13 protein-coding genes are annotated in these 13,978 nt (G+C 67.7%); 3 read left to right on the top strand and 10 right to left on the bottom strand.

Annotated elements, in window-relative coordinates; all coding sequences use genetic code 11:
- Position 1: 1 nt before the first annotated feature.
- The gene (locus tag ABC969_RS09640; protein WP_345864478.1) at positions 2–430 is read left to right on the top strand and encodes a hypothetical protein; all 429 of its coding nucleotides are present in this window, start codon (positions 2–4) and stop codon (positions 428–430) included.
- Positions 431–529: 99 nt separating this feature from the next.
- On the opposite strand, the gene ABC969_RS09645 is transcribed toward ABC969_RS09640, so the two are convergent.
- Both ABC969_RS09645 and ABC969_RS09650 read right to left on the bottom strand, forming a co-directional pair.
- Positions 530–2,032, bottom strand: a complete 1,503-nt coding sequence (locus tag ABC969_RS09645; protein ID WP_345864479.1) for an anthranilate synthase component I family protein — start codon at positions 2,030–2,032, stop codon at positions 530–532.
- Entirely contained in the window at positions 2,032–3,984 is a 1,953-nt protein-coding gene (locus ABC969_RS09650; RefSeq protein WP_345864480.1) for a peptidylprolyl isomerase, read from the bottom strand. Before ABC969_RS09650 ends, ABC969_RS09645 begins: the two co-directional genes overlap by 1 nt.
- Before the next feature lie 128 nt (positions 3,985–4,112).
- Between ABC969_RS09650 and tpiA the strand changes: the two genes are divergently transcribed.
- Positions 4,113–4,889: a triose-phosphate isomerase gene (gene tpiA / locus ABC969_RS09655; RefSeq protein WP_345864481.1), complete on the top strand. Its 777-nt coding sequence runs from the start codon at positions 4,113–4,115 to the stop codon at positions 4,887–4,889.
- Positions 4,890–4,933: 44 nt separating this feature from the next.
- On the opposite strand, the gene ABC969_RS09660 is transcribed toward tpiA, so the two are convergent.
- Both ABC969_RS09660 and ABC969_RS09665 read right to left on the bottom strand, forming a co-directional pair.
- The gene (locus tag ABC969_RS09660; RefSeq protein WP_345864482.1) at positions 4,934–5,395 is read right to left on the bottom strand and encodes a DUF3606 domain-containing protein; all 462 of its coding nucleotides are present in this window, start codon (positions 5,393–5,395) and stop codon (positions 4,934–4,936) included.
- 63 nt (positions 5,396–5,458) lie between these two features.
- Positions 5,459–6,841, bottom strand: a complete 1,383-nt coding sequence (locus ABC969_RS09665; RefSeq protein ID WP_345864634.1) for a leucyl aminopeptidase family protein — start codon at positions 6,839–6,841, stop codon at positions 5,459–5,461.
- A gap of 88 nt (positions 6,842–6,929) precedes the next feature.
- On the opposite strand from ABC969_RS09665, the gene ABC969_RS09670 reads away from it, so the two are divergent.
- The gene (locus tag ABC969_RS09670) at positions 6,930–8,414 is read left to right on the top strand and encodes a serine hydrolase domain-containing protein (RefSeq protein ID WP_345864483.1); all 1,485 of its coding nucleotides are present in this window, start codon (positions 6,930–6,932) and stop codon (positions 8,412–8,414) included.
- A gap of 6 nt (positions 8,415–8,420) precedes the next feature.
- Here the strand turns inward: ABC969_RS09670 and ABC969_RS09675 are convergent, their stop codons facing one another.
- The 6 genes from ABC969_RS09675 to ABC969_RS09700 all read right to left on the bottom strand — a co-directional run bounded on the left by ABC969_RS09675 (position 8,421) and on the right by ABC969_RS09700 (position 13,927).
- Positions 8,421–8,639 carry a hypothetical protein gene (locus ABC969_RS09675; protein ID WP_345864484.1) on the bottom strand — a complete coding sequence of 73 codons (219 nt, stop codon included), beginning with the start codon at positions 8,637–8,639 and terminating at the stop codon, positions 8,421–8,423.
- A gap of 65 nt (positions 8,640–8,704) precedes the next feature.
- Positions 8,705–9,958 (bottom strand): N-succinylarginine dihydrolase, encoded by a 1,254-nt coding sequence (locus tag ABC969_RS09680; RefSeq protein WP_345864485.1) that lies wholly within the window; start codon positions 9,956–9,958, stop codon positions 8,705–8,707.
- Between the two features lie 162 nt (positions 9,959–10,120).
- The gene (locus ABC969_RS09685) at positions 10,121–11,140 is read right to left on the bottom strand and encodes an arginine N-succinyltransferase (protein WP_345864486.1); all 1,020 of its coding nucleotides are present in this window, start codon (positions 11,138–11,140) and stop codon (positions 10,121–10,123) included.
- The gene (locus ABC969_RS09690; RefSeq protein WP_345864487.1) at positions 11,140–12,345 is read right to left on the bottom strand and encodes a hydrolase; all 1,206 of its coding nucleotides are present in this window, start codon (positions 12,343–12,345) and stop codon (positions 11,140–11,142) included. Before ABC969_RS09690 ends, ABC969_RS09685 begins: the two co-directional genes overlap by 1 nt.
- A 158-nt stretch (positions 12,346–12,503) precedes the next feature.
- On the bottom strand, positions 12,504–13,382 hold the full coding sequence (locus tag ABC969_RS09695) for a DUF481 domain-containing protein (protein ID WP_345864488.1): 879 nt from the start codon (positions 13,380–13,382) through the stop codon (positions 12,504–12,506).
- 68 nt (positions 13,383–13,450) lie between these two features.
- Complete coding sequence (locus tag ABC969_RS09700) at positions 13,451–13,927, bottom strand: RNA pyrophosphohydrolase (protein ID WP_345864489.1); 477 nt, start codon at positions 13,925–13,927, stop codon at positions 13,451–13,453.
- Positions 13,928–13,978 lie beyond the last annotated feature (51 nt).

Here is a 13,978-nt window from a genome sequence, read left to right on the forward strand (position 1 = left end):
CATGATCCGCCTATCGCTCGCCATCGCCTTGCTAGCGGCACCCGCGACCGGGTTCGCGCAGCAGCAGACGTCCAATGCCGCGCAGCAGGCCGAGACGGGCAAACCGGTGCAGCGCATCCGCAACGTGCAATTGCAGCGTGGCGAACCGTGCCCGGCGGCGACGTCCGAGGGCGAAGTGGTCGTGTGCGGGACGGTGGAAGAACCGTATCGCATTCCCAAATCCCTCCGCGAAACGAAGCCCGATGCGGTCCAGCAGAGCTGGGTCAACCGCGCGGCGACAATGGATGAAGTCGGGCGCGAAGCCGCGGGGTTGCCGGATACCTGTTCGCCGGTCGGCTCGGGCGGCCAGACGGGGTGCACGCAGAAGCTGTTGCGCAACTGGGCGGCAGAGAAGCGTGAGCAGAAGCGGACGGCTCAATCGGTGCCTTGAGGCCGTAGACGTCACCCCGGCGAAAGCTGGGGTCTCGTGCGGCTCCTGGCCCGCGCATCGGCTTGAGATCCCGGCGTTCGCTGGGATGACGGTTGGGGACTACTGCCCGAAGCGGCTGTCGCTGGCGCGCGCGATGGCCTCGCGCGCGGCGGCGAAGAGCGCGCCCGATTTGGCTTCGCATTCGCGCTGTTCGGAGGCGGGGTCGCTGTCGGCGACGATGCCCGCGCCGGCCTGCACATGCATCACGCCATCCTTGACCAATGCGGTGCGCAACACGATGCAGCTGTCCATCGAGCCATCGGGCGAGAAATAACCGACCCCACCGGCATAGGCACCGCGCTTTTCGGGCTCCAGCTCGGCGATGATCTCGCACGCGCGGACCTTCGGCGCGCCGCTGACCGTGCCGGCGGGGAAGCCGGCGAGCAGCGCATCGATGGCGTCGTGAGCCGGCGACAGGCGGCCGACCACGTTGGAGACGATGTGCATGACATGGCTGTACAGTTCGACCGTGTAACTGTCGGTGACGGTGACGCTGCCTGCCCTCGAGACTCGGCCCGTATCGTTGCGGCCAAGATCGAGCAGCATCAGATGCTCGGCGCGCTCCTTGGGATCGGCGAGCAGTTCGGCGCGGTTGGCCTCGTCCTCAGCCGGTGTCTTGCCGCGGGGACGGGTGCCGGCGATCGGGCGGATCGTTACCTCGCCATCGCGCACGCGGACGAGAATTTCGGGGCTCGAGCCGGTGAGCGAGAATCCCGGCAGATCGAGGTGATACAGGAAGGGCGACGGATTGATCCGGCGCAATGCGCGATACAGCTCGATCGGCGGGAGCGGGAAGGGCGTGGTAAAGCGCTGCGCCAGCACGACCTGAAAGATGTCTCCGGCGCGAATATAATCCTGCGCGGTCGCGACCATATCGGCATAGCGCCCGGGGGGGAGGATCGGTGTCTGCGCGACCGGTGTGGGATCGTGGAGACGCACCGGCTCGGGCAGGCCGGCCGAGGCAAGCCGCGCGGCGACGGCATCGATGCGCTCTTCGGCCTCCGCCACGATCGCGGCAGGATCGCGCGTGGCATCGGGCCAGGCCGGGGCGACGAGAAACAAGGCATCGGCAAGCCGATCGAAGATCAGCACGACCGTGGGCCGCACGAACATCATATCGGGCAGACCAAGCGCATCGGTCGCGGGGACGGGCAAGCGCTCGACCAGGCCGACCGTCTCATAGCCGAAATACCCGACCAGGCAGGCCAGCGCGCGCGGCAGCTCGGCGGGCACGTCCATGCGGCAATCGGCGACCAAGCCGCGCAGGGCGTCCAGCGTCGGAACGTCGCATGGCACGAAAGCGCTGCGATCGATCAGCCATGCGCGGTTGATTTCGGCGCTGTGCCCGTGCGCGCGGAACACCAGATCGGGCGCGAGGCCAATCAGGCTATGCCGCCCACGGATCGCGCCGCCCTCAACCGATTCGAGCAGAAAATCGCCGCGGCCGGGCTCGATCAGCTTGAGGGCGGCGGCAACCGGCGTCTCGGTATCGGCGATCTGGCGGCGCCAGACCAAGGCCGGCCGGCCCGCCGCCAGCGCCGTGGCCGCATCATGATCGGCCATCAGGGCAGTTTGGCGCCGGCCGTGCCGCCGGCCATTTCCGCCTTGATTGCGGCAATGCTCTTCTCGTTGCGCTTGACGCCGACCTTGGCTTGCACCGCCTGCGTGAACTGTTCGGCATATTCACGCCCGATCGACCGGCCGATCTCGGCGCGCATCTGATCGATCACCGGCTTTTGCGCGGCGGCGTTGCCCGGCTCGATGCGATCGAGATGGACGATGAACCAGCCCTCATTGTTGGGCGCTTCGAGCAGCTTGGTTGAGCCCTGCGACATGCTGAACAGCAAGGTCAACGGCGGGGGCGCGCCACGCGGATTGGCGGTGAGCTGCGCGCGGGCTACCTTCATCGGCTGCAGCGGCGGCGTCTTGACCCCGCTGGCGGCGAACAGCGCCGGGAACGACCCGCCCTTGCTCGCCTTCGCGACGATGCCGGCGGCGATCGCACGCGCCTGGCGCCGTGCCTTGTCGAGCGTCACGTCCCGCGCGACGACGGCGCGGATTTCGGCGAGCGGCGGCGCGGCGGGCGGCACGATGCGGCCCAGACCGACCACGGCAAAACCGCCATCGGTGCCGAGCGGCACCATTTGCGGCGCGTCGCCCTGCTCCGCGGCGAAAGCAGCGGCTACGACCGGGACGAAATCGGGCGCGGCCTTGATCGCCGGGTTGCTCGGATCGCGACCATCGCCGAGCAGCGGCGGCGTGGACTGCGCGGAAAGCTTCTGATCGGCGATGATCTCGTCGAACGTCGCGCGATTGGCGGCGGCGTCATCGATCGCATCGTGGATCTTGCCCAGCACCTGCTGGGTCTTGTCCTTGGTCACCGCGGCAAGCAATTCGGGGCGCGCCTCGGCGAAGGTCTTGCCGGGTACCTGGCGGACATCATCGATGCGCGCGACCGTAAAGCCCAGCGCGCCACGCACCGGGCCGACAATGCCGCCCTTGGGCGCGGCGAAGATCGCGTCGGCCACCGCGGCCGTGCTTTGCCCGGCGTAGGTCGTCTTGTCGGTAGCGGTGAAGGTGCTGGGTTCGAGCCCGGCCGCGCGTGCCGCCTCGACGATCGCCGTGCCCGCCTTGAGCTTGGCGGCGATGGCGTTCGCGGCGGCCTGATCGGCGACGATGACCTGCTGGAAGGTGCGCTTTTCGCTCGGCGCGAAGCTGGCGCGCTGCGATTGATAGGCGGCGGTCAGTTCCGCCTCGGTCGGCGTGATCTGCGCCTTGACCTGATCGGCGGTGACGACCGCGTAACGCACCACGCGGCGCTCGGGGATCGTGTAGCGCGCGATGTTGCGCTGGTACCAGGCGGCCAGCTCAGCGTCGCTCGGCGGTGCGCCGGCCGGGATGGCGCGCGTCGGGATGATACCGATCTGCCCCTCGCGCTTTTCCAGCGACAGCGAGGCATAGGGCAGTGCGAGCTGCGACGGCACCTGGCTGGCGCCGATCGTCGGCAGGATCAGCTGACGCGCGATCGTCTCGCGCGTGACATCGGCGCGGACCTGGGCGTCGGTCAGCCGGCGCTCCTGCAACAGGCGATCGTACAGCAACTGGCTGAACGTGCCATCGGTGCCCTGCAGCGCGGGGATGCTGGCGATCTGGCCATCGATCGCGCGCTTGCTGACGACAAAGCCGACATCGCGCCCGAACTGTTCGAGCGACATGCCCGCGATCAGCTCCTTCAGTGTCGCATCCAGCCCGCCGCCGGCGACGAATTGCCCCATGTCGAGATTGGGCTGTTGTTGCCGATAGGCTTCGAGCTGGTCCTGCGTGCGCGTGCGCAGCTCGGTGCCGCTCAGCTTGGCGTCGCCCACCGTGGCGACCGAATCGCCCGTCGGCGCGCCGGTCGATTGCAGCCCGGTGATATCGGTGGCGGCAAAAGCGAGCCCGATGATGGCGAGAAAACCGAAGGTGATGACCAGGCCGACCTTGGAATGGATAAGGCGGCGGATGACGCTGAGCATGGAGGACCGATCTGTTGCGGTGCGTGAAGTTTGAGCGCCGCTTTACGGGCAGCGTGGCCCGGCTTCAAGGTTGCGTAAACCGCGGCCCGCGCTCTATCGCCCGGGGAAGCATTTCCAGGGGGCTTAGAATGGCGCGACGCAAGCTGATTGCAGGCAATTGGAAGATGAACGGATCGCTGGCGGCGCTGGCCGAACTGCGCGCGATCGCGGATGCGGCGCAGGATGCTGGTGGCGTTGATGTGGCAATCGCCGTGCCGGCGACGCTCATCGCACCGGCGGTGGCGATGGCGCCAGGGCTGGCGATCGGCGCGCAGGACGTCCATGCGGCGCCGCGCGGCGCGCATACCGGGTGCGTTTCGGTGGACCTGATCGCCGAGGCGGGGGCGCGGTTTTCGATCGTCGGGCATAGCGAGCGGCGGGCGGACAATCACGAGACGGATGCCGAGGTGAAAGCCAAGGCCGAAGCGCTGCGGGCGGGCGGCTTGCGCGCGATCCTGTGTATCGGTGAGACGCTGGCGCAGCGCGATGCCGGCGACGCCGAGGCGGTGGTACTGCGACAACTGACCGGATCGCTGCCAGTGGGGACGGCGAGCGACTGGTTGGCGATCGCCTACGAGCCGGTCTGGGCGATCGGCACGGGGCGGACCCCGACAGTGGGCGATGTGACCGCGATGCATGGCGCGATCCGTGGGCATCTGCACGCGCTGATCGGCGCAGAAGCGGTAGCGGTGCGGCTGCTATACGGTGGTTCGGTGACGGGCGATAACGCGGCCGAGTTGCTCGGCGCGGGGAACGTGGATGGCGCGCTGGTCGGCGGCGCGAGCCTGACGGCGGCGAAGTTCGTGCCGATCATCGCGGCGGCAGTGGCGCTGGAGGATCGTTTCGAAACACCGGGCCAGGCATAAGCAAGGCGCTTCCCCGGCGCAGAGCGGGGAAGCGCCTGAGTGGTTCAGGCTTCGGCCTTGCGGTCCTTGACCAGTTGGTTGGACTTGGCGCGGCTCGGGCCGGCTTCCTTGATGATGGCGCGCGCTTCCGCCGTGCTCAGGCCGTGCTTGCGCGCGAAATAGCTGACTTCATAAGGCTGGCCGGCGGCGACGCGCGCGGGGTCCGAGGATTTGCGCGGCTTGGGCGTGGCGCTGTTGGAAGTTTTACGTGGCGCGCTCTTGCGGGCCGTGGCCTTGCGCGCCGCCGGCGCCTGCTTCTTGTCGCGGCGGAAATACCAGGTGGCAAGCGCGGCCGAACCCAGGAATGCTGCGCCGATGCTGGCCAGCTGCGCCAGCGCTGGCGAGAGCAACGGCTCGGGCTTGGCGGGGGCGGGCGTCGCGACGAGCTTGGCACCGTCGTTATGCGGCTTGGGCTGTAGCGGGAAGGGCGATTGTGCCGCTTGGGGCACGGGGGGCTGATGTGTCATATCGCGCTCAACGCGCTGGACGCGCGAGAGTTTCGTTACGGGTGTGTCGGCGCCGGATGGCCATCAGCCATAGCGCGCCTTGAGCAGCGCCCAGGCCGCGCGCAGACCCAGCGCGTCGCCGCCCTTGGGCCGGCCGGGCTTGGCGGCGGGGCGCCAGGCGAAGGTGTCGAGATGGACCCACGGCGTGGTGGCGGGCACGAAGCGGCGGAGAAACAGCGCTGCTGTCGTGGCACCGGCGTATCCGCCTTCGGCGGCATTGACCATGTCGGCAAGATCGGACTTGAGCATGTCGTCATAGCCGTCCCACAGCGGCAGGCGCCATAAAGGATCGCCGACCTGTGTGGCGGCGGCGAGCAGCGCATCGGCCAGCGCATCGTCATTGCTGAACGTGGCGGGGAGATCGGGGCCGAGCGCAACGCGCGCCGCGCCGGTGAGCGTGGCATAATCGATGATCAATTCAGGATTGACTTCGCCCGCCTTGGTCAGCGCGTCGGCGAGGATCAGGCGCCCTTCGGCATCGGTATTGGTATTCTCGACCGTCAGCCCAGCACGCGAGCGCAGCACGTCGCCGGGGCGGAAGGCGTCGCCGGCGATGCTGTTCTCGACCGCCGGGATCAGCAGGTGGAGGCGGAGCTTGAGCCGCGCGGCCATGATCAGCCCGGAGAGCGCAAGCGCGTGCGCGGCGCCGCCCATATCCTTCTTCATCAGCGCCATGCCGCTGCCGGGCTTGATATTGAGCCCGCCGGTATCGAACGTCACGCCCTTGCCGATCAGCGCGAGCCGCGGATGCTTGGGATCGCCCCATTCGAGCTCGATCAGCCGCGGCGCGCGCGCGGCGGTGGCGGCCTGGCCGACCGTGTGGATCATCGGATAACCCTGCGCCAGCGGCGCGCCCTTGGTGACGGTGAGCGTCGCGCCGTGCGCGGTGGCGAGCTTGGTGGCTTCGGCTTCCAGTTCGGCGGGGCCGAGATCGGAGGCGGGGGTGTTGACGAGATCGCGGACCAACGCGGTCGCGGCGGCGAGGCGGACGGTATCGTCGATCCGCGCGGGCTCGCCGGTGAGCAGGATGCGCGGGCCGGTGACGTCGCCCTGTTTGTACCGCTCGAAACGGTGTTGCGCGAGCAGCCAGCCGAGCATCGCCGCGCCGGGTTCGCCCTCCGCCAGGCGGTACGTGCCCTCGGGCAGTTGCTCGCCAAGCGAGGCGATGCGCCACGGCGAGTCCAGGCGTTCGTCGCACACCAGCAGCATCGCCCAGTCCTCGGCGCCATCGCCGGGCAGCACGGCGCGGTTGCCCGCCTTGCCGGTCAGGCGGTGCGCGGCAACCGCGGTGCGCGTGCGTTGCGGCTGCGCGGCCAGCCAGCCGTTGAAGGCATCGGGATGGACGACATGGATGGTGCGGGCGGGCTGGCCGCGATCGGGCTGCAGCAGAGAAGTGAAATCGGTCATGCCACGATAGGTAGGGGCGGGGCGCATGCTTTGCCAATCCGGCGCGGTCGGTTCATGCTGCCGGTTCACTTGCGGGGGAATGATGGTGATGCTTCGTACCATGCTGGGCGTGTTGGGATTGTTCGCCGCATCAAGCGCGAGCGCGGCGCCCCCCGATGCCGCGACGCTGGCCGAGGTCGACGCGATCTTCGCCGAGTGGCAGCAGAGCCAGCATGTGCCCGGGCTGGTCTACGGCATTGTCGCGGATGGCCGGCTGGTGGCGGTCCGGGGGCTGGGCGTGCAGGATGTCGAGCGCAAGAGCCCGGTCAGCGCCGACAGCCTGTTCCGCATCGCCTCGATGTCAAAGGCGTTTACCGCGCTCGCGATCCTCACGCTGCGCGATGCGGGCAAGCTGTCGCTCGACGCGCCGGCGGAAACCTATGTGCCGGAGCTGAAAGGCTGGACCTATCCGACCAAGGACAGCCCGCGCATCACGGTGCGCAACCTGCTGACGCACAGTGCCGGGTTCGTCGAAGACAATCCGTGGGGCGACCGGCAGCAGGTGATGCCCGAGGCCGAGTTCACCGCGCTGCTGAAGCGCGGCGTGCCGTTTGCGCGCGCGCCGGGGCTGGGCATGGAATATTCCAATCTCGGTTATGCCATTTTGGGCCGGATCGTCTCCAACGTGTCGGGCCTGCGCTATCAGGACTATATCCGCCGCACGATCATGGCGCCGCTGGGCATGGCCGCGACGGGCTATGATGTGCTCGCCTCACCAAAGGCGCGGCGCAGCATCGGCTATCGCTGGCAGGATGGCGCGTGGGTACGCGAGCCGGATATGAAGGACGGGGCGTTCGGCGCGATGGGCGGCGTGGAGACCAGCGCCAATGATTACGCCAGATGGGTAGCATATCTGCTCGCGGCGTGGCCGGCGCGCGATGCGGCGGAGGCCGGGCCGGTAACGCGCGCGACGGTGCGCGAAATCGTGACCGGGGCCAATTTCGTCGGCGCGGTGGCGCGCAATCCCGCGATCAGCGCCACGCCGTGTCGCCAATCGCGCGCCTATGGCATGGGCTGGTTCGCGATCGACGATTGCGATCTGGGCCGGGTCGTCGCGCATTCGGGCGGCTATCCCGGTTATGGGTCCTATGTGATGCTGCTGCCGGATAAGGGCGTCGGGCTCTTCGCCTTTTCCAGCAAGACCTATGGTGGCGCGACGCTGCCCGTCTTCCGTGCGGCACTGGCGCTGCAGAAAGCGGGCGCGTTGCATGATCGGCCGATCGAAGTCAGCGCCGGGCTGGCCACCGCTTACGACGCTGCGCGCGCGGTGTGGCGAACGGGCGAGATCACTGCCGCGCCGCTGGCCGACAATGTGCTGCTGGATCATGATGCCGCGGCGTGGAAAAGAATGATCGCCGGGGTACGCGGTCAAGTCGGCACGTGCGCGGCGCGAGAGCCGATCATGCCGATTTCGGCGATGGAGGGACGGTTTAGCTGGACCTGCACGAACGGGCGCGTGAGCGGTCGCGTACAGCGCGCGCCGACCGCTGCGTTGTCGATCCAGGCGTTGGAGTTTACCCCGGTCACCCCGTGAGCGGGGTCACTCTTCGTGTTCGCGCTCCAGCGAATCGAGAATCCGTGCACCGGCCATGAACACCGCGATCGGGCAGGCGGCGAACAGCAGCCAGCCGCCATAGCCCGGATATTGCTGCAGATAATGGATGCCACGTTCGACCGCGCCAACCCCAAGCCCGTAGATTACGAGAAACGCCTCGAACTTGGTCTTGATGATGAAAAGCCCGGCGAATTTTCTCCACATGGGCACAGCGAAGCAAACATCGGGCCAGTGGGGAAAACACGCCGGTTGGCCCTGGCCGACAATGGTTACGTGTAAATTAACTCGACGATCCCAAGCTCCTCGATCAGCGCGTGGCGCGCCTGTTCGATGCGGTCGATCAGCGCCGGATTGGCGAGGTCGGCGATGTGGATGGTCTCGGGCCAATGCGCTTCGACCACGGCAGCGATGCGATCGAGCGCCGCGTGATCGACCAGGAAGCGCGGATCGATCATGGCGGGATCGGCGACAACGCGCAGCCTGAGACAGGCCGGGCCGCCGCCATTGGCCATCGACTGGCGCACATCGACTACTTCCAAGTGGCGGATCGGGCCGTTGCCGGCGATCAATTCCTGCAGCCAGCCCCACACGGCGGCATTCTCGCGCGCCTCCTGCGGGAGGATCAGCGCCATGCCGCCGACGGGCAGCGTCACCAGCTGCGCATTGAACAGATAAGAGGCGACCGCGTCGGCGAGGCTGACGCGATCGGCGGGGACGGTGATGATCTCGACCTCCGGCAGCGCCGCGCGCAGCTCGGCGTAGAATCCGTTGCGATCGGCAAAGGCGTGTTCGTGCGCAAACAGCACATGTTCGTTGGCGACGGCGACGACATCGTTGTGAAACGCGCCGGCGGCGATCGCCGCTTCGGATTGCGCGACGAGCACAGTGCGCGCGGGATCGAGCCCGTGCCGCCGCGCCACCGCGGCACTAGCCTCGCGGTGCTGGCGCGCGGGGAAGGGGCCGCCGCTGACGCCATAGACGAACACTTCGACGCCGGCGGCCTCGTGCCGCGCGCATAGCCGCATATGATTGGCCGCGCCTTCGTCGCCGAACGGCGCGGGGATCGGGCCATGCACTGCAAAAGCGGGATCAGCAAAAGCGACGCGGAGTTGCGCCAGCGTGCCGGGCCATTCGTGGCTGCGATGCGGCATGGTCACCAGATTGGCGACGGTCAGGTGGCAGCGGTTATCGGCGGTATCGGGCGCGGGGGAGACGGTGGCGGCATTGGCCGCCCACATCGCGGAGGCGGACAGGGCCTGCGCCTGCAGATGCGGCGCGGCGGCGGCGTAGCTGATCGCCAGGCTGGTCAGCCAGGCATGATCGGGACGGGCCTGCGGCAGCAGGATGCCCTGCGCCAGCCCGAGCGCGAGATTGGCGCGCATCTTGGCGATGCCTTCCAGCGCCGCGGCGCGCGGGTGCGAGGGCGCGCCGGCATTGCCGGTGGCGGCGAGATTGCCCGGGCTGAGCCCGGCATAATTATGGCTCGGGCCGATCAGGCCGTCGAAGTTTATTTCGGTGAGCATCTAGTCCCCTTGGTCTGGCAATCCGGTCCCCATCTCTCCGTCACCCGGGACTTGGTCCGGGGTCCACTGTGCCGCGGGCCCTGCCACTGCGCCACTATCGACTTCTTTGCAGCTTGGTGGACCCCGGACCAGCCCGGGGTGACGTCCGTGTGTACGGTAGGGTTAGATCCGTCCCACGTGAATAACCGCGTCGCCCGGCTGTACGTCGATCGCTCGCGCGCAGGCCGGGTCGATCGCGATGCCGTCGGCGCCCGCCGCGATGCAACCATAGGCGCAGCGGAACGCCGCCAGCGTGCCCGTCGCCACCAATGCCTGGTCGCGACCATCGCCATCGACAGCCACCACCGTGTCGCGCTTGGCCTCGCAGATCGCGCGGACGCGATCGGTCCTGGCGGTCATGGTCGGGCCGCCATCGAAAATGTCGATGTAATTCTCGAACGCGAAGCCCTCATTTTCGAGCATGCGCATCGCGGCGCGCCCGCTGGGGTGCGGCAGGCCGATCGCGGCGCGCGCGCTGTCGCTGAGCATCGCGGTGTAGATCGGGTGTTTGGGGAACAGATCGGCGATGAACTGGTGGCCGTGAATGGCGTTGAAATGATCCGCGTCCTGAAAATTCATCCCGAAGAAGCGCCCGGCCAGCCCATCCCAGAAGGGCGACCCGCCGGCTTCGTCGATCACCCCGCGCAACTCGGCGAGGATGCGATCGGCGAAGCGCGCGCGATGCTGCGCGATGAACAGATAGCGGCTGCGCGCGAGCAGCATGCCCAGGCCCCCGGCGCGCTCGCCGGGATGGAGGAACAGCCCGCCGACTTCGCTGCAGCCTTCGAGATCGGTGGTCAGCGCGAGCATGTCGGCGCGGAACGTGCGGCTCAATTCCTTGCTGTGCTGCGTCAGATTGCCGAGCCGATAGCTGTAAAAGGGAAAGCGTTTGCCGACATGCGTGAACAGCTGGCACGTGCCGCGCACATCGCCCGTCTCGACATTCTCCAGCACCAGCACGAACGTCTCTTCGATGACGGTGCCATCATCCGCCCGCGCGAAGGCTTCGTGGCTGCGATCGAGTTTGGCGCGCAATGATTTGCGATCGGCCGGCAGGTTGGTGAAGCCGCCGCCGGTCAGCTTGGCCATTTCATACAGCGCCTGGAGATCGCCATCATGCGCGGCGCGAATACGGAAAGTCATCAAAGGCCCCTGGTGATGATACGCGCGATGGTCAGCGCCGACAGCGCGGCGCGCTCGGGCAGGCTATCGGGAATAAGGAACTCCTGGGGCGAGTGGATCGCGCCGCCGCGCGCGCCCATCGTGTCGATCACGGGGACGCCGCAGGCGGCGATATTGTTGCCGTCGCAGACCCCGCCGGTCTGCGCCCAGGCGATCGGCAGGCCGAGATCGCCACCGGCCTGGCGCACCAGCTCGAACAATTTTGCGGCGCCATCATCGATCGGCTTGGGCGGGCGATTGAAGCTGCCGTGCAGCGCGATCCGCACGTCATGCTCGGCGGCGACCGTCGCGACCGCGCGGTCGATCTGCACCTGCGCGCGGGTGATATCATCGAGCGTGGCGGGGCGGAAATTAACCCGCAGCACGGCAAGATCGGGCACCACATTGTTGGGCCCGCCGCCCTCGATTCGCGCCGGATTGACCGCCAGACGCGGCCCCCGCGCCTTGCTCAGCCGCAGCGCGAGATCGGCGGCGGCGACGATCGCGTTGCGCCCGTCCTCCGGGTTGCGCCCGGCATGCGCGCTGCGGCCATGCACGACGATCGAGAAATTGCCCGTGCCGCCGCGCGCGCCGGCCAGCGTGCCATCGGGCAGCGCGGGTTCGTAGGTTAGCGCGGCATGCTTGCCGCGCGCGGCTTCAGCGATCAGCGCGGCGGAGGAGAAGGAGCCGGTTTCCTCGTCCGAATTGATGACGACCGCGTAGCCGAGCTGTGCGGCCAGCGGCGAGGCCTCGAGCGCGGTCAATGCCGCCAGCATGATGGCAAGACCGCTTTTCATGTCGGCGACGCCGGGGCCGTTGAGCGTCCCGTCGGGCCGCCAGGTCAGCGTCTGGAACGGGTGATCGGCGGAATAGACCGTATCCATATGGCCGGTGAACAGCATCTGCACCGGCGCCTGCGGGCGGACGACGAGATGCAGATGGCGGCCATGCTCGATGGCTGACACGGTGCCGTCCGCGGCGACGCTGTCGGCCGGGGCGGGGGCAACGAGATCGAGCGTGCCGGGGAGCGCGGCAAAGGCGTCGGCGAGTTTGGCGGCGATGGTGGCGAGGCCGGCGAGGTTGCGCGTGCCGGAATTGATCGCCGCCCAATCCTCCACCTGCGCGAGCATCGGTTGCGCGCGGGCGGTGTCGAGGAGGGTTTGTTCAATGGGGGAGAGGGCCGTCATCGCCCGGGTCTAGCGGGTTGGCGGGCGGCGCTCCAGCCCCGCCTTGATACCGTCATCCCAGCGCAAGCTGGGATCTTTGTGGGGCGGGTGCTGTGCGCTCCCCCCTGATATCCCAGCTTCCGCTGGGATGACGGTTGGGCTCGGTCGGTAACTGATTGTCAGAAACTATACACCAGCGCCGCGCGGCTGGTCGTGTCGGTGCCGACGCGACCGACGGGCGGCATGCTTTCATATTGCACGCTATACGACAATTTCGCCGCCAGCGGGCCGATCAGCTTGGCATTGAGCGCGGTCGTGCTGGAGACCGTGCTGTTATAGCGCTGAACATAAGCGGAAGCGTCCTGGCTGAACGATACCGCGCGCGACAGCTTTACATCGAAATCGACCGAGCCGCGCGCCGCCATGCTGCTCTCGGTCGTCGCGTCGGTGAAGTCGGTATGGCGGAAGGCCGGGCCGAGCTCGACGTCCAGCGTGATATCGTCGCGCTTGATCGCGTTGTAGCCGGCGCCGACCGAGGTGGAATAGCGATCGAAATAGCCGAGGAAGCGATCGCTTTCATATTGCGCGGCACCGTACACGTAGCCGCGCGGCGAGAATTTGAAATTGGGCTCATAGGCGGCGAGATAATGTTCGCGGCTGACCAGCCCGAGGCTTTCCTGATAATCGGCGGAAAGGCGCAATTTGTGCCGCCAGCGCAGCGTTTCGCGCTGCAGATTGAGCTGGCCGCTGGCACCGATATTCTCGGTATTGCCGGTCGACAAATAGCCGCCGATCTCGGCGTTGCCCGTCCATAGCTGTAGCGGCCCGGCGTCGCGCAATCGGGCCAGGCGCCGGTTCTCGCGGTCGGTGCGCCAGGCATTGGCGAGATGGCTGATTGCGTCCGCGCTGTCCGGCACGGCGCCGCGCGCGTATTTCTCGACGATCGCCACCTCGGATGGATTGCCGCCGGCGATCGCCGCGTCGAGCATGGCTTTGACCGTTGGGGGAATATCCGCATTGGCCAGCAACAACGGCGCGAGGAATAACAAGGCACGCATTCCGAGGGGATAGCCCGATCGACGCCCATGGTACACCAAATCCGTCGCGCGCCGGGCTCGGCTGGTCGCTAGTCGAGCCGATCGGCGAAGGCGGCGAGCACTTGTTCGTAAAGCGTGCGCTTGAACGGCACGATCAGGCGCGGGAGATCGGCGGGGGCGATCCAGCGCCAGGCGCGGAATTCCTCATGCGCGGTGGCAATATTGATATCGCTGTCCTCTCCCAGGAAGCGGTACAGGAACCAACGCTGCGTCTGGCCGCGATATTTGCCTTTCCAGACCTTGCCGATGAGTTCGTCGGGCAGATCGTAATGCAGCTCGTGCGGCGCGGCGGCGATAAGCGCGACCTTGTCGGGGGCGATGCCGGTTTCTTCGCCCAGTTCGCGCAGCGCCGCCGTCTCGGCATCCTCACCGGGATCGATCCCGCCTTGCGGCATCTGCCATGCCTCCAGCGTGGTATCGATGCGCTGGCCGACGAAGACCTGGCCGGCGCGGTTGAGCAGCATGATGCCGGCACAGGGGCGGTAGGGGAGGGGCGAGTCGTTCATCTTATTCCTTCGTCATCCCGACTCGTTTCGGGATCCAGGCGCGGTCGGTCG

This window comes from Sphingomonas qilianensis (assembly GCF_039614825.1).
Lineage (GTDB): Bacteria > Pseudomonadota > Alphaproteobacteria > Sphingomonadales > Sphingomonadaceae > Sphingomonas > Sphingomonas qilianensis.